5 protein-coding genes are annotated in these 20,968 nt (G+C 60.0%); 4 read left to right on the top strand and 1 reads right to left on the bottom strand.

Annotated elements, in window-relative coordinates; all coding sequences use genetic code 11:
* Position 1: 1 nt before the first annotated feature.
* Positions 2-15,094, top strand: coding sequence for a hemagglutinin repeat-containing protein (locus ACN9MZ_RS19285; protein ID WP_426338566.1), 15,093 nt, complete (start codon positions 2-4; stop codon positions 15,092-15,094).
* The gene (locus tag ACN9MZ_RS19280; RefSeq protein WP_426318428.1) at positions 15,091-15,492 is read left to right on the top strand and encodes a hypothetical protein; all 402 of its coding nucleotides are present in this window, start codon (positions 15,091-15,093) and stop codon (positions 15,490-15,492) included. The genes ACN9MZ_RS19285 and ACN9MZ_RS19280 overlap by 4 nt, the downstream gene beginning before the upstream one ends.
* Before the next feature lie 382 nt (positions 15,493-15,874).
* Here ACN9MZ_RS19280 and ACN9MZ_RS19275 read toward each other — a convergent pair whose 3' ends face one another.
* Complete coding sequence (locus tag ACN9MZ_RS19275) at positions 15,875-16,408, bottom strand: hypothetical protein (RefSeq protein ID WP_426338565.1); 534 nt, start codon at positions 16,406-16,408, stop codon at positions 15,875-15,877.
* A gap of 48 nt (positions 16,409-16,456) precedes the next feature.
* On the opposite strand from ACN9MZ_RS19275, the gene ACN9MZ_RS19270 reads away from it, so the two are divergent.
* Together ACN9MZ_RS19270 and ACN9MZ_RS19265 are read left to right on the top strand one after the other, a co-directional pair.
* Positions 16,457-16,750 carry a hypothetical protein gene (locus ACN9MZ_RS19270; RefSeq protein ID WP_426338564.1) on the top strand — a complete coding sequence of 98 codons (294 nt, stop codon included), beginning with the start codon at positions 16,457-16,459 and terminating at the stop codon, positions 16,748-16,750.
* A gap of 44 nt (positions 16,751-16,794) precedes the next feature.
* Positions 16,795-20,892, top strand: a complete 4,098-nt coding sequence (locus ACN9MZ_RS19265; protein ID WP_426338563.1) for a hemagglutinin repeat-containing protein — start codon at positions 16,795-16,797, stop codon at positions 20,890-20,892.
* Positions 20,893-20,968 lie beyond the last annotated feature (76 nt).

Below are 20,968 nucleotides of genomic sequence, written 5' to 3'. Positions count from 1 at the left end.
TATGAACAAACTTCGCTACCGTATCGTTTTCAACAAAGCACGTGGCATGCTGATGGCTGTGGGCGAGTGCGCCCGCAGTTGCGTCAAGGGCGCCGGCCAGACCGGCGCGCTCGATAGTTCGGTTCCGGCCGCGTTCGGGCATCCAGCGCTGCGCCGGCTGACCCTGTTGTTCGGCGCAGCCTTTGGCGGATTCCTCTGGGCCAGCCACGTGCAGGCACAGATCATCGCCGATCCCAAGGCGCCAAGCCAGAACCAGGCCATCGTGCTGAAGGCGGCCAACGGCGTGCCGCAGGTGAACATACGGGAGCCGAGTGCGGCCGGCGTGTCGCGCAACGTCTATTCGCAGTTTGACGTGGCCAAGGGCGGGGCCATCCTGAACAACTCGCGTGTCAACGTGCAGACCGAATTGGGCGGCTGGGTCGAAGCCAACCCATGGCTGAAAGCGGGCTCCGCGCGGGTGATCCTGAACGAGGTCAATTCCAGCAACCCCAGCGCGCTGCGCGGCTATATCGAGGTAGCGGGCCAGAAGGCGGAAGTGGTGATCGCCAACCCGTCCGGCATTTCGGTGGACGGCGGCGGCTTTATCAACGTCAGCCGCGCGACCCTCACCACGGGTTCTCCCCTGATGATGGACGGCCGCCTGACCGGCTATGACGTGCGGCGCGGCCAGATCGCCATCGACGGCGCGGGCCTGGATGCGAGCAAGACCGACTATACAGCGCTGATCAGCCGTTCCCTGGTGCTGAATGCATCCCTGTGGGCGCAACGCCTGAATGTGGTCACCGGCGTGAACAAGGTGGCGGAGGGGGAATCGCCAACTGTGACGGAGGTCGGCAAAGCGGCCGATGCTGCGCCGCAGTTCGCGATCGACGCTTCGCGCCTGGGCGGCATGTACGCCAACCAGATTTTCCTGGTCGGTACCGAAGCAGGCGTTGGTGTGCGTAACGCGGGCGAGATCGGCGCGGCGGCGGGACAACTGGTCGTCACGTCCGAGGGGCGTCTTGAGAATACCGGCACGCTGGCGGCATCGAAAGGCATGCAGGTGACGATGCGTGACGCGATCGAGAACAAGGGCAAGATCCAGGCGGGCGAAGACCTGGCGCTCAACTCGGCATCCGTGACCAACGGCGGCAGCATCAACGCCGGCGGGCAATTGATTGCGGCGGTGACTGGCGACTTCGATAACCGCGGCGGCAGCATCGAGGCGCGCCGGGTGGAACTGGGAAGCGCCAACGGCACCCTGTTGAATGCGGACGGCAAGATTGTGCAAGGCGGTTCGTCCGCGCTGAACGTGACTGCGGGCAGCGCTAATAACTCCGACGGCGTGTTGGGACAAGCAGCGTCCAGCGCAACGGGCGGCACGACCAGCGGCGGCAGTGCTGACAGCGGGACTGGCGCCGGAACCGGCGGCGGCACAGGTGGTATGACCGATTCCGGCAGCACGGGCGGCACGGGCACGGGCACCGGCACTGGCGGCACCGCCGTTCCCGAATTGCCAGCGGGCGAACTCAAATTCGCCGCAATGGACAACCAGCACGGCCTGGTCACCGCCACCGGCGGCATCAACCTGGACGCGGCGACCCTGACCAACCAGCGCGGCCAGGTCAACCTGCGCACCCTGAAAGTCGACGGCGGCGCCCTCGACAACAGCCAGGGCCTGGTCGGCGTGCAACAGGACGCGACGCTGCGACTCTCCGCCCTGAACAACCAAGGCGGCCGCTTGTTGGCCGGCGGCGGTTTTAATGCCTCGCTCGGCGAATTCGACAATAGCAAAGGCTTGCTGCAAGCGAACAAGCTGTCCATCGACGTCGCCCGCTACCTGAATAACGATAGCGGCAACTTGCTCCACCTGGGCGCAAGCGATGCAGCGATCAATGTCGGCGGAAAGCTCCGGCAAGCCGGCGGCAAACTGGAAACCTCCGGCAACCTGGCCCTGCGCGCCGGAGAGATCTCCGGCACTGGCAGCAAGTTGAATGTCGGCGGCAACCTTATCCTGAGCAGCGGTTCCACCATAACCGACCAGGGCGACTGGCGCATTGGCGGCAGCGCGCAACTGGAAACTGGCGGGCTGACCAACACTTCCGGCGCCATCGCCGCTGCCGGCGACTTATCGTTGAAATCCTCGGCGCTCGCCAACCAGCATGGCCAGATTTCAAGCGGCGGCCAGGCAAGCTTGCAGGTGGCAGGCGGCGTGGATAACACTGCCGGCCAGCTCCAGGCCAGCAAAGGCCTGACACTGGAAGCCAGCGGAACGGTGCGTAATCAGGACGGCTCCATCGAAACGCTGGGCAGTCAGAGCAGCCTCGCCGTCAAAGCTGCTGCGATCGACAACAGCGCCGGCCGCATCGTCAATGCAGGCACCGGCCCGCTGGCGCTGAATGCAGCGACGATCAGCAATCGCGGCATTATCGGCGGCAACGGCGCGATGAACATCGACGCCGCGACCCTGACCAACACCCGGCAAGGCCGCATGACAGCGACGGGCGACGTCAACATGAACGTCGCCTCCTTGCTGAAGAATGAGGGCAGCATCAGCAACGGCGGCAGTTTCACCATGTCGCAAAGCCAATCAGCGCTGGTGAATTCCGGCGAGATCCTTGCAAAAGGCCCGCTGAAGATCGAGAACGGCTCGATCGATAACCGCGCCGGCACTATTGCCACCGCCGAAGGCAGCACCAGCCGCATCGACATCACTTCGGGCTCGCTGCTGAACGACGCCGGTACCATCCGCGCAGACGGCAACGCTTCGGCGCGCATTGCAGGTGACGTGAACAACGTCGGCGGCTATCTCGGTTCCGGCGGCGCACTGGACCTGCGCGCCGGCGGCGGCATCAACAACGATAGCGGCCACATTGAAAGCCGCGACGAATTGACCGCGTCCGGCGATTACCTGGCCAACCGGGCAGGCAGCATTGTATCCACCGGCACGGGACAATCCTCGCTCACGGCCAGCCGTTACATCGTCAACAATGGCCTGATCGGCAGCAATGGCAGCCTGGCCCTTGGCACGGAGAGCTTGACCAATGGCGCCGCCGGCACCATCACCGCCATGTCGGACCTGGACCTGAAAGTGCGTTCTGAGCTGGTCAACCTGGATGGCCAGATCAGCACCCAGGGCAAGCTGAATTTCGACCAGCTGGGCGCATTGCTGCGCAACAGCGGCTCCATCACTTCAAAAGGCGCGGCAACCCTGAACGCGCGCGAGCTCGATAACCGCGACGGCCAGATCATCACTGCCCGCGGCTCGGGCATCGCGTCCAATGTTGGCAAGCTGGATAACCGCAGTGGCATCATCAGTTCCGGCGCAGACACTGCGATCAATTCTGCCGGAGCCATCGACAACGGCGCCGGCGAAATCCAGGCCGCGCACGACCTGCAGCTGGGCGCCGGCGGCGCGATCACCAACACCGGCGGCCTGGTTCAGGCATCCGGCGCTGGCAGCACCGTACACTTGAACGCCGCTTCGATCGACAACACGGCGGGCCGCATCGTCAACGTCGGCACCGGCACAACCAGCCTGGCCGCAAACGGACATATTGAAAACAGCGGCCAGATCGCCGGCAACGGCAATCTGGAGCTTTCCGCAGACAGCTTGCGCAACCAGGCGCAAGGTACCGTCAGCACTGCTGGCAACATGGCGCTCGCTGTACATGCCTCGCTGGATAACGCCGGCACCATCAGCAGCGCCGGAACGCTGCAGGCCAACCAGGCCGGCCTGAATCTGCGCAATAGCGGCACCATGGTTGCTGGGGGCGCCGTGGACCTCACGACCGCCACCCTGGACAACGACGGCGGAAAGCTCGCCACGGCCCAAGGCTCCAACGCCAGCGTGAACCTCAACGCCCAGGGCATCAGCAACCAGGGCGGCACCATCATGTCCGACAATAAAGCGGACCTGCACGTTGCTGGCGACATCGTCAACAACAGTGGCCTGCTGCAAGCCCGTTCCGACATGGGAATGGAAGCCGGCGGCACCGTGAAAAACGACGGCGGCAATATCGAAACGGTTTCCTCCACCAGCAGCTTGCATCTGAAGGCCGGCGACCTGGCCAACGGCACCGGCCGCATCGTCAACGTCGGTACCGGCAGCACCAGGGTGGACGCGGTACACGGCATCACGAGCAACGGCACGATCGCAGGCAACGGCGTACTGGATCTCTCCGCCGCCACGCTCGAGAACAAGGCCAACGGTACCATCGCGTCGGCGCAAGGCATGACCACGACCGTGACGGGCTCCCTGGCGAACGCCGGCACCATCAACAGCGGCGGCGCCCTGCAAGTCAAAGCCAATGGCGCGACAGTCACCAACAGCAAGCTGATCGTGTCGCAGGGCCAGCTTACGATGCATGCGGGAGATCTGGTCAACGACGGTGGCCAGCTCGCCACTGCCAAAAACTCCGGTGCAGCAATCACTATTGATGCCGCCTCGATCAGCAATCGCACCGGCGTAATCATGTCCGACGCTGCAGCCACAATCGACAGCGCCGGCAAGCTCGATAATGCCCAGGGTACCCTGCAATCCGCCAGCTCCCTGGATATTGATGCCGCAGGCGCAATGAGCAACAACGGCGGCGTGGTGGAGGCCCTGGCCAACAACGCCACCCTGGGCCTGCACGCCGGTTCGCTGGCAAATGGCACCGGCCGCATCGTCAATGTGGGCTCCAGCGCTACGACGGTGACCGTCGACACAACGCTGGACAATGCCGGCCTGATTGCCGGTAACGGCAACCTTGCCATGACAACTGCCGACCTGGCCAACCGCGCGGGCGGCAGCATCGCCGCATCTGGCGGCAAGCTGGACCTGACCGTCGGTAACGGCATGGACAATGCGGGCGCCATCAGCAGCCGTACCACCTTCACGCTTAACGCAGCAGGCAAGGTGGTCCGCAACAGCGGCAAGCTTGTCAGCGGCACGGACGCAAGCCTCGCAACTGGCGCCTTCACCAACGATGGCGGCCAACTGGTAACCGTCAAGGATGGCGGCGGCAACCTGCGCCTGGACGCAGATAGCGTCAGCAACACCGGCGGCGCCATCGTTGCCCACGGCAGCGCGAATATCACTTCGCGCGGAACCTTGGGCAACCAGGGCGGCGTGATCGAAACGTCCGCATCGTCCGGCACGCTGGACATCAACTCTGGCGCCATCGACAACGGAACGGGCCGTATCCTCAACGTTGGCGCCGGCGCAACGACGCTCACCGCTGGCGGCGCAGTGACCAGCAGCGGTCAAATTGCTGGCAACGGCGCGCTCAATATTGCTGCAGCCACGCTGGACAACGCGAGCACCGGCGGCATATCTGCCGGCGGCAACCTGAACTTCGGCGTGCGCCAGTCACTGAGCAACGCAGGAAAGATCAGCAGCGGCGGCACACTGACCTTCGAGCAGGCGGCAGCACAGTTCAGCAACAGCGGCCAAATCGCTGCGGCAGGCGCCATCAACATCCATGCCGCCAACATCAATAACAACGGCGGCCAGATCGCAACCGCCACCGCAGGCGGCGCGAACATTACGCTGGACAGCGTTGGCGCCATGAGCAACCGAAGCGGCGCGATTGCAGCTGCAGGCAACGCAAGCGCGGTATCCGGCGCAGGCTTCGACAATACCCAAGGCCAGGTACAGGCGGCGGGTAACCTGACGGTCAACGCAAGCGGCGTGCTGACGAACAACAGCGGCGCGCTGGAAGCACTGGGAGCCGGCTCCAGGTTGGACGTGCAGGCAAGCTCGATCAACAACCTGGCAGGCCGAATTGTCAACGCGGGCAACGCGCGTACCAGCATCACAAGCGCGAGCAGCATCATCAACAGCGGCACGATGGCCGGCAACGGCGCACTGGTCCTCAATGCGCAGACCTTGCAGAACCAGGCTGGCGGCGTAGTTTCCGCCGCCACCTCGCTGGACTTGCTCGTCCGCCAGCAACTGGATAACCAAGGCGGCACGATCAGCAGTGGCGGCACGCTGACCTTCAACCAGGCTGGCGCAACGTTCGCCAACAGTGGTCGCATGGGCTCCGGGGGCGAGATGAGCATCGTCGCTTCCAGCATCGCCAATGATGGCGGCCAGCTGTACACCGTCAGCGGCACTGGCCGTGGCGTTACGCTGCGAGCCAACAGCCTGTCGAACCTCGGCGGCGCAGTTTCCGCCGACGGAATGCTGCTTGCAACGATCAACGGCACCGTCGCAAACAACGGAGGCACTTTGCACGCCGGTGGCGACCTGGCCCTGAATGCGGCCGGTGCATTGAATAACGGCAGCGGCACGATCGAAGCTGCCGGCGCGGCATCAAAGCTGACGGTCAACGCGCAATCGGTAGCCACCGGCGGCCGTATCGTCAATGCAGGCAGCGGCAATACCACGATCACCAGTGCTGGCGGCATTGCCAACAGCGGCACCATCGCCGGCAACGGCGCGTTGGAGCTGCACGCCGACACACTGCTCAACCAGGCCGGCGGCCAGCTCGGCTCCGGCACGGCCATGCTGCTGCACGTAAACCAGCAACTGGACAACCAGGGCGCCATCGGCAGCGGCGGCACGTTGACTTTCGACGAAGCAGCAGCCACCTTCAGCAACAGCGGCCAGGTTGCGGCAAAGGGCAGGGCGCTGGTCAATGCGTCCGGCTTTACCAATAGCGGCCAGGTGTCCACGGTTGCCGGCCACGGTGCCGAACTGGCCATCACAACGAGCTCCTTCACCAACAGCGGCCAGCTCGTGGCCGACGGCCAAGCCACACTGACCATCGCGGGCGTTGCGAACAATGCTGGCGGTACGGTGCAAGCAGGAACCGACCTGCAACTGGCATCGGGCAGTGCGCTGCAAAACAATGGCGGCGTGATCGAAGCAGTTGGTGCGGGCAGCACGTTGACCATCAACAGCGACTCCATCGACAACGGCACCGGCCGCATCGCCAACAAAGGCACCGGCAGCACCCAGCTCCTGAGCCGTGGCGCAATCGCGAACAACGGCACGATTGCCGGCATGGGCAATCTGCTGCTGTCTGGTACCACGCTGTGGAACGGCGTTTCGGGCACCATCGCATCGGGCCAGGGCATGGACCTGGCGATCACCCAACAGCTCAACAATCAGGGTAAGGTCAATAGCGGCGGCACGCTCACCTTCAACCAGGCCGGCGCCGGTTTCGTGAATAGCGGCCAGGTGCTCTCCGGCGGCAATGCCTACATCTCCGCTCAATACGTGAATAACGACGGCGGTACCCTGGGAACCGCCGGCGGCTCCGGCGCCGACCTGACGCTGAACACGCCACAACTGAGCAACTCAGGCGGCCGCATTGCAACCGACCGCGACCTGTTCGTGTCAGCCGGTACGATCGGCTCGCTGGGTGAAATCTTCGGCGGCCGAGACCTCGCGATCAGCATGAACGGCGACTACGTCCAAAATGCGGGCACACAGCAAGTTCACTCGAATCGCGACCTGAGCCTGACAGTCACCGGCAACATCACCAACAACGGCACCCTCGGCGCAGCAGGAACGCTGACACTGAGCGGCAATCAGGTGACCAACCAGGCCGGCGCCGTGATCGAGGGCGGCGCCGTCGCCATCCGCGCGGCCGGCGACTTGGCCAACTCCGGCGAAATCAATGGCGAAAGTGCGGTGGACCTGATTGCCGCCAACATCAGCAATACGAGCGGCATTGTTGGCGGCAACGTGACCGTCCGCACCGGAAACCTCAATAACGCCGGCGCCAATGCACTGATCGGCTCCACCGGCAATATGGTGCTGGGCGTGGATGGAACGCTGAACAACGTCCAGGATGGCACGCTGTATAGCGCGGCCGATATGGCCATTGGCGCCACGAATGGCGGCGGCACGGCCTTGGTGAACAATGACTCTTCCACTATCGAAGCCGTCGGTCTGCTGGCCATGAAGGCTGACACCCTTGTCAACTCGCGTCAGAACATTTCTATTGTCCAGGTCCCTACGATAGACGAAACGATCGTTATGTCGATGCCGAACTGGTACAAGCCAGGCCCCAATCGCGATTACTATGATGCTGAAGCGGGGAACTATCTTCCTTTCGAAGTCTATTTCGTCAATCCGGACGATGTACTGGAGTCGAACAAGTACATCACGCCCGACGGATATGAAGTAACTCGTGCGGTTATCCGAACACACGCGAATGATTCGGCATTCTTCAACGCCACCAGTGGCCTCTACGGTAAGTACGCCACGCGTATCCGCATCCCGACCGTCGATGGCACAAAGGTAATCTATTACTGGGACGGTAGAACGATAACCAACCCAGACCAGGGAGGGGCTCCGAACGACGCGTATGTGCGACCTCCGGATGGCAACCTTGACTGGGGTGGAACTCCGGATTACAACTTCTCGAGCACATACGGTAGCTGCAGCACTAACTGTATTCGAATGGTGACAATACCAGGGTATGACGATCCTGTGCACACCATTAAGCGTGACACTCAGATGAACATCGGATCGACAAGCTTTACACAATCCGAAGAAACGCGGAAGACGCACCACATGGTGGCTGAAGATCAGCGCGCCCCGGATTCGGGGAATGCCGCCAAAATTCTCTCTGGCGGTGACATGCATCTGACGGTGGCCAGTGCGCTGAACAACAACTTTGGTGACATCAAGGCTGCCGGCTTCTTGCTTATGGACGGCAATGCTGTCATTACGAATGCAGGCGCAACGTTGTACCGCAGGCATAGCTTCAGTGGTACGTTCACGACTTACAGGCGCCATATATTGGGGGATATCACCTTTGGTGGAAAAGTTGTGGATTGGAGTCGCCCGGACATCAATGAAGAAATCGGTTCAACGAAAGGTGTCATCGACGGCCGGCAGGGCGTCAGCATCAGCGGTCGCAGTTTCCGCAACATTGACATAACCGCTGGTACGGTCGGCAATATCCGCGATGCGGTCAATGTGATCGGCAGCGCAGCCAATGGCGCCACAGGCGCAGGCACCCACGCTAGCGCTGGCGGAGGCCATGACGGCGGAGCTGGTGGCCACGTCTTCGGGAGTGCATTGGGCGCGCATGCTAACTTGGCTGGCAATGCAGGTTCATCTGGCGCAGGAGGCAATCCCTCTGGTGCGGGCCTCGCTGGCAATAGCGGCGCTTCCAACCGACTCCTGGCCGGCGGCTCGGTTTCCGGCAGTGGAGATGGCATTGGGTTGAGTGTTGAAGGTTCCATACACTCGGCCGCGCCGGTACGCCAGGGCTCATTCCTCGGCCGTATGTCGAGCCAGGCCCAACACAGCAAGCTGGGCGACACCAACACGTCAGCGGGAGCTGCAATTGGCCAGTCCGCTGGCGCGGTAAAGGGCGAAAATATCAGCGGCGCGAAAAAAATCTCGCCCGGAGGACTGTTCCTGCGCAACCCCGATCCCAAGGGCGAGTACCTGTTCGAGACGCGACCGCAATTCGCAAAACAGGACCAATGGACAAGCAGCGACTACCTTTTGGACAAGTTGGCCATCGATCACGCCACGACCCAGAAGCGCTTGGGCGACGGTTTCTATGAACAGCGGCTGGTTCGTGAGCAGCTCTCCGAACTGACCGGCCGCGCCCCAAGTGCCGGCCCTGGCGATGACAGCCTGTACAAGCGAATGCTGAACAACGCTGCAAGCTTCGCGCAGCAGTTTGGCTTGCGTCCGGGCGTATCGCTGAGCCCTGAACAGGTCAGCCATCTGACCAGCGACATCGTCTGGCTGGAAAGCCAAACCGTGCAACTGCCGGACGGCTCCATCGAAACCGTGCTGGTGCCAAAGGTTTATCTGGCACATGTCGACGCCAACGCGGTCAAACATAGTGGCGCGCTCGTTACCGGCGCCAGCGTGACGATCAACGTCAGCGAAACCATCATGAACCAGGGCGGCGTGATTGACGGCGGCAATGGCCGCACCTTGCTGCTGGCTGGCGAAGACATTATCAATCGCGGCGGAACCATCAAAGGCGGCGATGTGGCGCTGCAAGCTGGGCGTGACATCAAGAACGAGACCCTGACTGTGGACAGCAAGTGGTCGTCCAAAGTGAACGGCGGCAGCTACACTTCGCTCTCAAACCAGGCCGTGATTAGTGCGACCGGTGGATTGATAATGGACGCGGGCCGCAACTTAACCGACCTGGCAGGCACGATCAACGCTGGCGCGAGTGCTTCCATTTTCGCCGGCAACAATATCAGCTTCGATACCGTCAAGACCGGCAGTACCGAATACGGGAAGATTGACGGAACCACGATCAACAACAGTGCCACGTACAATCAGCTTAGCCGCGTCAATGTCGGCGGAGACTTGCTGATGGCAGCGACGGGTAACCTGAACCTCACCGGTACCCAGGTTTCAATGGATGCAGGCAAGCTGCTGGCAGGCGGCAGTGTGAACATTCGCGCCGTTACTGACGAAGTGAAGACCAATGAACAAGGGCAGCGAGGGAAGAACTGGTCCAGGGATATCCACGAGAATCAAGCAGTGGTCGGTGCAAAGATCTCTTCCTCCAGCGACCTGCTGGTTAGCGCAGGTATTAGTCAAAGCAGCGACTTGAATGTCATGGGCAGCACCGTTGCGGCAGGCGGCACGCTGACGCTCAAGGCCAGCAACGACTTGAATATTGCCAGCGTGAGCGAGACGCATTTGTCCGATATTGCGATGCACAGCGAATCGCGTAGCCTCACCAAGAAGCGCAGCAGCACCGCCACCGACTACAACGCCAGCACGCTGGCAGTCGGCAGCACCATCAAAGGCGGCAACGTGGTCGTCACCAGCGGCGGCGACACCCTGATCAAGGCCAGCGCCGTGCTGGCCGACAAAGACCTCAGCATTGACGCCAAAGGTGGCCTGAGCATCGTCAGCGCCGAGGAAGCCAGCAAGTCCGCCAGCACCAGGGAAGAGAAGAAATCCGGCTTCAGCGTCAGCTTCAAGTCGGGCAATCTCAGTACTGGCTATGGCAAGTCGAACACTTCCTCGCAAAGCGCGCAGGAGTCGGTCACGCAGCACGCCTCCAGCATCGGCTCCCTGGACGGCAGCGTCAAGCTCAAATCCGGCGAAACGCTGCAAGTGGTCGCCTCCGACATCGCCGCCAAGGAAAACCTGACCCTGATCGGCAAGAACGTCGACCTGGCCGCAGCGCAGAACACCATGCAAAGCCAGGCTAATACCCAAGGCAAATCCTCCGGCTTCGGCGTAGGCTTCACAGTCAACCCGCTGGCTGCCTTCAAGGATGCCTACAAGACCAGCACCGAAAACTCCAAGTCCGGCAGTTTCGTCGGCAAGGAATTCGCCAAGGCGGAAGGTGCGGCGGAAGGCGCCGCGGCTGCGCTGGCGGTTGTCAACACCCAGTTCGGCACGAAGAAGACCAACAGCACGCAAAACCACGCCACCAGCGAAGCGCGCACCAGCAGCCTCCTTGCCGGCAAGGACCTGACCATCCTCGCCACCGACGGTTCGATCACCAGTCAGGGCGCCCAGATCAGCGCCGAAGGCAACGCCCTGATCCTGGCCAAGGACAGCATCAAGTTCGACGTGGCCCACAACACGGAAAGCAGGTCGCAGGACACCAAGAAGTCGGGCTTCAGCATCGACACCCGCTCAACGCAGGTGATTGGTTCGCTCAACAACAACGGCAAAGGCAACGGCGCCACCGACACCGTGACCGGCACCAAGCTGTCGGTGGGCGGCAGCACCACCATGGCCACGCAGACCGGCGACATCGCGCTGACCGGCGCCAACGTGGTCTCGGACGGCAACCTGTCGATCAATGCCGCACGCGACCTGACCATCACCAGCGCGCAGGACACGCTGCACAACGCCAACCAGAGCGACAACAAGGCCATCGGCAAGGTCGCCATTTCAGACACCGAGCGCTTCTCCGGCTACCACAACGAAAAGCACAAGGGCAACAGCGACCAGGTGACCCAGGTGGCGTCCAACGTCTCCAGCCTGAACGGCGACGTGAACCTGACCGCAGGGCAGAAGTACACCCAGGCCTCGAGCAACGTCCTGGCCGGCAATGACGTCAACATCACCGCCAAGTCGATCGACATCACGGCGCTGCAAAACACCGGCAGCCACCAGGAATCGAACAGCGACCTGAAGATCGGCACCTTCGCCCGCATCAGCTCACCGTTGATTGACCTGGCCAACAACGTGGAAGCAGCGCGCAAATCCGACGGACGACTGAAAGAGATGCAGCGCATGGCGGCAACCGCCAACGCCTACCAGGCCGCCAGCGCGATCAACAGCATGACCGGTGGCGCCGGCAGCGGCATCCTGGTCAAGGGCGAGGCCGGGATCGGCTTCGCCAGCAGCAGCAACTCCAGCAACGGCAGCGACAGCACCGCGCAGGGCAGCACCATCAATGGCGGCCGCAACGTCAACCTGACAGCCACCGGCGGCGACATCCACGCCACCGGCGCCACGCTCAATGCCGGCAAGACCCTGAGCCTGGACGCAGCGCAGAACATCGTGCTGGACGCCAGCCAGAGCACGCTGCACAGCGACGGCAAGAACAAGAGCTCCGGCGTTGAAGCGGGCGTAGGCTTCCAGGTTGGCGCACAGACCGGCGTGTACGTCTACGCCGCAGCCAACATGGGCAAGGGCCACAACAAGAACGACAGCACGATCAACAACAACACCGAGCTCAAAGCTGACACGATCAACATCCACAGCAAAGGCGACACCACGCTGAAAGGTGCAACGGCAACCGCCAACACGATCAACACCGACGTTGGCGGCAAGCTGGCCGTGGAAAGCCTGCAGGACAACAGTGCGTTCGACAGCAAGCAGTCCAACGTAGGGGTACGCGTGCAGGTAGGCTTTGGTGTCTGGAGCGCCAACGGCAACGTGTCTCAGCAAAGTGGCAAGGGCACCTACGCTGGCGTCGGCCAGCAATCGGGCCTGTTCGCCGGTGACGGCGGCTACCATATCAAGGCCGATACGATCGACCTGAAAGGCGGCGCCATCGCCAGCACCAATGCTGCAGCCTCCGAGATGACGACCAACAAGCTGACCACGTCCAACATCGAAAACAAGATGACCTATTCGGCCAGCAACGTCAGCATGGCGGGTGGCGTTAGCGGCGGCAGCGAGTTCGGTGCGAAAAATGAAGACGGCAGCACCAAGTCATGGAGTGAGCAAAAGCAGCTCTTTGGCAGTAGCAAGGGCGGGAATACCACCCCTGGTTTGCCGATGATGGAGAAAGGCAGCGATAGCTCCACCACCTATGCCACCGTCACCGACGGCAAGATCACCATTGGCGGCGTGACGACCAGTTCAGTAAAGGAGCTGGGCATCAATACCGACGCGAGCAAGGCCAACACCGCGTTGGATAAGCTGCCTGACCTGCAGAAGCTCCTGAAGGATCAGCAAGCCATGTCGGCCGCCGCCGGCACGGTGATCGCAACCTCAAAGCAAGCCGCCAGTGAGTTCGTGGACGAAGCACGCAAAGCGGAAGCAGAAGCGCAAAAAATCCTGGCCAAAGCGGACAGCACGGCTGAACAGAGGGCGGAAGCAGAGAAAACAATTGATGCCGCCAAACAGGTCCAGGCAGAGTGGGGCGTCGGTGGCGACAAGAGCCGCGCACTGAATGTCGTCACTGGCATTCTGGTCGGCTCGGTAGCGGGACAGGGCAGCACACAGATCGCTGCGAATGCCGCCGCGCCATACCTTGCCGCTGAAATTGGCGACTACTTCAAGAAAGAGGGCAACGAAAACCAGACGCTGCAGGACTTGAGTCATGCAGTGCTGGGCGCAGCTTTGGCGGTTGCAAACAACTCGAGCGCAGTTGGTGGTGCACTGGCCGGCGGCGGCGGCGAACTGGCCGCGCAAATCTTGACGAAAGAGCTGTATCCGCAGGCATTTGATGCAAATGGGGCGCTGCAACGTGACAAGCTCACGCCCGAGCAAGTGAATAACGTCACAGCCTTGTCCAGCGCCATCGGCGCGTTGATGTCCGGTGCGGCCGGTGGAAACGTTCGCGATGCCGCAATAGGTGGTCAGGTGGCGACTAACGCAGTCGAGAACAACTTCTTGAAGCGCCCTGAAATGGCTGCGATGAATAAGGAGCTTGAGGAATGCACCAAACAAAAGGGAGGCTGTCCGGATGCTGACTATAGAGATATCCGTAACAAGTACATCGCCAAGTCAAACGCGAATATTGCGAAAATCGAGTCCTGTACTCTTGCCGGTGATGTGCAGTGCGTGCGGGACCTTGAAAGCCAAGCGGCATCGACACGTGAAATCAGCAATGAATTGGACTACAACGAATACAAGATCTTCTTTGGCCGACAAGACAATGTGAACAGGTTAGGGACAGTCTATGGTGACGCCTCTTTGTTTGGTAGTGACGTTCAAAAGGCGGAGGAAATCGCGAATTTTCGGCAGCAGAATTGCGCAGGGGTGAGCTCTAGCACTTGCGACAGTCTTGTTAGGGACGCGCTTTGGCTTCGTAAAGAGCGAATGCTGCTGACTTCATTGATTGTGGGAAAAGGTGCACCTTTAATTGCAAGGGGAATTCAGAAAGGCATTGCGCTGCCAAAAGGAGTTGCTGTATCGCAAACTAACAAGCAGAAGCTTGTATCTGGGGAGACTAAGCAAGTCAGCAAAGGTGAGATAGCGGCAAATGATCCACTATATGAGGTGAAAACTGTTGCGCCTGATAAGTCGCCAGTTACAGCGGATATCGATGAGCAAAACATTGCAGCCGCGGGTAAGGCCGAAAAGAAGTCTGCCAATAAATCACCTGCCGATTTAAAATCTCCTGTAGCCCGGCATTATGCTGATAAAGTCACGCAATCTTCCGTTGCAAAAGATGAGAATACGCTCATTGATCGAGCTGTTGTTGATGTGGCAGCGGACGTTGCCGAAATTAGAGCAAATCGTGCGCAACAGGTTGGCGATACATACATCGTAAATGGCCGCACCTATGGTACGCATGACGGTGTTCTTTATCCGAAATCCGGTCCTGGGCTTTACCCAATGGACCGCGGTGGATACAAAGCGTATGCTGTCTTGAATAAGTTTGGTGACACACCAAGAGCAGGTGAAATTATGAAAAACATGGGTATTACCCCCGAGGCAAAAGCCGCTGCCCTTCAAGCTTATAAGGAAATAAATAAATGATTGATCTATTGTTGGCCGAAGCATGTACTCCTGATCAGCTCAGTCTCCATTTGAGTAGAGTGTTCGAATGTTCGATTGAACGAATCAAAATATTTAGCATTGACGAATTTAACGGATTAACGGAAGAGTTAGATGGTTCAATGCTGGATTGTGTTTGTGTACATTCTCGCGTATTAGGTGACGCTGCTCAACTATTGCAACTATATCGGTACACCGTTCCGAATTCAGATGTCGTGGATAGAATTATTGAAATAGCGATCGAGCAAAAATTTCGTTGCTTTATACCCGTTGATCAATGGGATGAATGGATTTACGTGAATGGCCAAGGTGAAGTGACGCGAGTGAATCAACTGGAGCAGGATGAAGAAGATTGCTTCCGATTTGTCCTGTCCAAATGATGGGCACCTCGAAATACCGGCAATTCTGACTCGGGCAATGTGAAAAAGGCTGTGTAGGAAGGCGCGCTGTCCTGTCCAAATGATCAATAAGGGAGGCGGGCGTACGGGCTAGCCCGTTTTCTCAGAAAAGAGGCGCGATTTTCGTGGACGCCGGCTGATGCGAGCCGGTCGCCCAAGAGGATCGCGCCATTTTTTTGTCCACTTTTTAAGCAGATCACCATAGTTCGCGATGAATTGACGATCGCGGCCCCGGCGACCGTGGACAGCGCCGTCACTCTTCGAAATTGCGAACTACATCAGCGCCGGCGTATTCGAAACCCAGTCAGCAGGCCATCCCACGCTTCGAACCACTCGACGCGCATTGGCGTTCGTCGATGCGGATCTATCCCTTGCCAAACCTCGTCTGGCGTCGCGCCCCGTTCTGCCAAGGACAGCCAGGCTTGATGCGCTGATGACGGATGCCAGCGATGCGTAGTCCCAGTTGAAATACGCCCGAAGTAAAGACGCGCTCGTTGTCACTGCGAATCGCGCGCGGCTTGCCATAGCGCCCAATTGCGAGGCAGAGATGGCCGAGCAAAGTCCACGATGTTTTGTTAGGGAGGGCGACCAATGCCAGTGCCTTCCTGCTGCCGTGATCGAGAATGCCGAACATCATGTGCAGCGTGCCTGCTACGTCGACTTTGCCGCTCATATCGATGCCCCAGATCGCATTGCAGGGCTGGCCAGAAGGGATCTGCGCTTTGATCTCGCGGCGCTTTCGCAGAATGGCCAACTGATTATCTCGCACGGTGTAATGAACGTAGGAGCTGGAGACGGTCATGCGACGCGAAGCCGCATAGAGCCTGTTGAACTGGGCTGCCATCACGCGGTTGCTGGCCTTTGGCTGCAAGGCTTTCAGGCGAATGATGGCGTCCACTACCCATTGCGGTTTGCGTCGATTGGACTGTGCAGGTTTGATTCGACGGTGGCAGCGGCCAACACTCTCTGGACGCTGAACAGCGAGCATTGGAATCCAAAGGAAATGCCAGCCTGTAATCAATTGTGCCAGGTTCAAGGACAGAGCAATCGCAAGAAGCAGATCCATTGCAGAACTTCGAGATCGGAAAGGCGCGATCTTGCCACGACCAAAGCCTCGCTGGACGCGGAGGCGGCAAGGCAGCACGCCTCCAGCATCGGCGCGCTGGACGGCAGCGTCAAGCTCAAATCCGGCGAAACGCTGCAAGTGGTCGCCTCCGACATCGCCGCCAAGGAAACCTGACCCTGATCGGCAAGAACGTCGACCTGGCCGCAGCGCAGAACACCATGCAAAGCCAGGCTAATACCCAAGGCAAATCCTCCGGCTTCGGCGTAGGCTTCACAGTCAACCCGCTGGCTGCCTTCAAGGATGCCTACAAGACCAGCACCGAAAACTCCAAGTCCGGCAGTTTCGTCGGCAAGGAATTCGCCAAGGCGGAAGGTGCGGCGGAAGGCGCCGCGGCTGCGCTGGCGGTTGTCAACACCCAGTTCGGCACGAAGAAGACCAACAGCACGCAAAACCACGCCACCAGCGAAGCGCGCACCAGCAGCCTCCTTGCCGGCAAGGACCTGACGATCCTCGCTACCGACGGCTCGATCACCAGCCAGGGCGCCCAGATCAGCGCCGAAGGCAACGCCCTGATCCTGGCCAAGGACAGCATCAAGTTCGACGTGGCCCACAACACGGAAAGCAGGTCGCAGGACACGAAGAAGTCGGGCTTCAGTATTGACACGCGCTCGACGCAGGTGATTGGTTCGCTCAACAACAACAACAACGGCAAAGGCAACGGCGCCACCGACACCGTGACCGGCACCAAGCTGTCGGTGGGCGGCAGCACCACCATGGCCACGCAGACCGGCGACATCGCGCTGACCGGCGCCAGCGTGGTCTCGGACGGCAACCTGTCGATCAACGCCGCACGCGACCTGACCATCACCAGCGCGCAGGACACGCTGCACAACGCCAACCAGAGCGACAACAAGGCCATCGGCAAGGTCGCCATTTCCGACACCGAGCGCTTCTCCGGCTACCACAACGAAAAGCACAAGGACAACAGCGACCAGGTGACCCAGGTGGCGTCCAACGTCTCCAGCCTGAACGGCGACGTGAACCTGAGCGCAGGGAAGAAGTACACCCAGGCCTCGAGCAACGTCCTGGCCGGCAATGACGTCAACATCACCGCCAAGTCGATCGACATCACGGCGCTGCAAAACACCGGCAGCCACCAGGAATCGAACAGCGACCTGAAGATCGGCACCTTCGCCCGCATCAGCTCCCCGTTGATTGACCTGGCCAACAACGTGGAAGCAGCGCGCAAATCCGACGGCCGCCTGAAAGAGATGCAGCGCATGGCGGCCGCCGCCAACGGCTACCAGGCCTACAGCGCGATCGAAAGCCTGAGGGGTGGCGCCGGCAGCGGCATCCTGGTCAAGGGCGAGGCCGGCATCGGCTTCGCCAGCAGCAGCAATTCCAGCAACGGCAACGACAGCACTGCGCAGGGCAGCACCATCAATGGCGGCCGCAACGTCAACCTGACGGCCACCGGCGGCGACATCCACGCCACCGGCGCCACGCTCAATGCCGGCAAGACCCTGAGCCTTGACGCAGCACAGAACATCGTGCTCGACGCCAGCCAAAGCACGCTGCACAGCGACGGCAAGAACAAGAGCTCCGGTGTTGAGGCGGGTGTTGGCTTCCAGGTTGGCGCACAGACCGGCGTGTACGTCTACGCCGCGGCCAACATGGGCAAGGGCCACAACAAGAACGACAGCACGATCAACAACAATACCGAGCTCAAAGCCGACACGATCAACATTCGCAGCAAGGGCGACACCACGCTGAAAGGCGCAACGGCCACAGCCAACACCATCAACACCGACGTTGGCGGCAAGCTGGCAGTGGAAAGCCTGCAGGACACCAGTGCGTTCGACAGCAAGCAGACCAACGTTGGTGTACGCGTGCAGGTCGCGATCGGCAACGCGTGGAGTGCTTCGGGCAACGTGTCTCAGCAAAACGGCAAAGGCACCTACGCCGGCGTTGGCCAGCAATCGGGCCTGTTCGCAGGCGACGGCGGCTACCACGTCAAGGCCGATACGATCGACCTGAAAGGCGGCGCCATCGCCAGCACCAATGCAGCCGCCTCCGATTTGACGACCAACAAGCTGACCACGTCCAATATCGAAAACAAGATGACCTACTCGGCCAGCAACGTCAGCGTGGCTGGTGGCACTGGCGGCGGCAGCAAGTTGCTCAGGGGTGAAGATGGCAAGATCCTGCCGGTAAGCCAGCAGACTCAGGCCTTCGGCACGGCCAAGGACGGTAACGTCGCGCCAGGATTACCGATGGTGGAGAAGGGCAGCGACAGCTCGACCACTTATGCCACCGTCACCGACGGCAAGATCACCATTGGTGGCGTGACGACCAATTCGGTCAAGGACCTGGGCATTAATACCGATGCGAGCAAGGCCAACACCGCACTCGACAAGTTGCCTGACTTGCAGAAGCTCCTGAAGGATCAGCAGGCGATGTCGGCCGCGGCAGGCACTGTTATTGCGACCGGCAAGCAGATTGTGGGTGATATCGCGCTCGGTGCGGCGAAGGCTGAAAAGGCAGCGCAAGAGACGCTGAAAGATCCGAAAAGCACGGACGAACAGAAGTTGGCTGCTACCAAAGCAAGCGAAGAGGCGCAACAAACTCTGAAGGATTGGGGCTCGGGTGGAATTTACAGTCGCGCACTGAATGCCGGCGTTGGCATCTTGACCGGGGTAATGGCGGGGCAGGGCGGCGGCCAAATCACAGCTAATGCCATTGCGCCTACAGTCGCCAAAACAGTGGGCGATATCGGCAGTGAGCTAGCGGAAAAGGCCGCAGACGATAGAAGAGATTATCTCAAGAAGGCCCAAGATGCTCTGCTCAGCAACAACTTGGACGCTGTTGCCGAGTACGAAGCCAAAGCTCTAGAGGCCGACGCCTTGGTTGCGAAATGGGACGAGAACGGTGTCTATCGCGTTGCGCTGCATGCCGCAACCCAAGGTCTGCTGGGAGGCCTAACAAGTGGTAACACAGGCGCACTCGAAAGTGCGGCCGGTGTTGTCGGCGGCAATTTAGGGCAGCAGCTCGCTGCAGATTTTGGCAATGCAGAAGCCGATAGGCTCGGATTGAAAGATGACGCACGCAAAGCGTTTGTCAATGCTTTCCAACAGACTGGCGCAGTCGTTGGTGGCATGGTCTCGGGCGCAGTAGCAGGTAATGTGATGAATCAAACTGCGGACGTCGGCTCAATCCTGGCGGCGGCACAAGGCGGGCAAGCTGCTGAGGCAGTCGATACCTTCAATCGACGCTTGCACTGGTACACAGAGAATCCCCTGATCAAAAAGCTGGCTGCAGAGAAAGCCAAGGAAGAGTGCCGTGGCGTAAAACAGTGCGAAAGCCTGATGACCCTCAAATATGGTGACGCATTAGAGCGCGTCGCCAAGGGGATGGTCGATGATGAGGAGGCTCAGAAGAACGCAGATTATGTGCTTGCCCTACAGAAGGCTTCGCAAAAGCCAACCAGCGAAGGGGCCATGGGGAGCTTTGCTGATTATGTTAAAACCCTAAAAGAAGCACGGCAGATGTTGGCAAGGTATGAAGGCCAGCCAATGTTAGCAAACGGCAAGCCGATCATTGGCGAAGACGGGAAGCCACTCACTTATTTCTCTGCGACGAAGGCTGAGCGAGCAGATAAGTATGCTGAAGCCGTCATGTCTGGCGAGCCTGATCCACTATTTCCGCAGAGGCAGGCCCGGGACGCGCAGCGACTTGAAGACTTTGGTGTAATTAATGGTTCTGCAAAGAAGGACTACATAGTCGAGGAAACGCTTCTTGGTGGCAAAGTACTTGATGGTACGCTTTCTGCGTTTGGTAAGCTGTGGACGGGTGTCGGAAAAGCACTGGGCTACGAAGGCGCCGCTGGCATCAAAGGTGGTGCCAGCAGGGAAATTGCGGCGGCTTCCAGCGTAGGGGAGAAACACGCAATAGAAGAAGCGAAGCTCGCAGGTGGGGGGAATGACGCGGTTCCAGGTCCGGTGAGCTTTATGGGGGGAGAAGATCAGTTTCTTAAGAACGCTTCGAAGCGGCTCGATATTGATCCGAATGGAAAATTTGATGTCATTGCTCACGGGAGTACACATCAGATTGAGATTATGACTGCAAATGGTCCCGTTGTAGTTGATCATCGCGTTGCTTCGAAACTTATTGAGAGCGCCCCGGGCTATAATGGTCAGCCGATTCGTCTATTATCTTGCGAGACTGGAGCATGCAGTACAGGTTTTGCGCAAAATATGGCAAACAAAATGGGGGAAAGCAATCGAGGCCCCAACGGATTTGGTTTGGGCGTATGGTAACGGGAAGATGGTTGTAGCGCCACGTGTGTCGCCTGATCCCAAGTCGCCATTCTTTAATCAACCGGACTTGAGTAAG

This window comes from Pseudoduganella sp. S-14, from assembly GCF_049913285.1.
In the GTDB taxonomy this organism is placed as follows: domain Bacteria; phylum Pseudomonadota; class Gammaproteobacteria; order Burkholderiales; family Burkholderiaceae_D; genus Rugamonas.
This window is presented reverse-complemented; position numbering and strand designations above follow the sequence as displayed.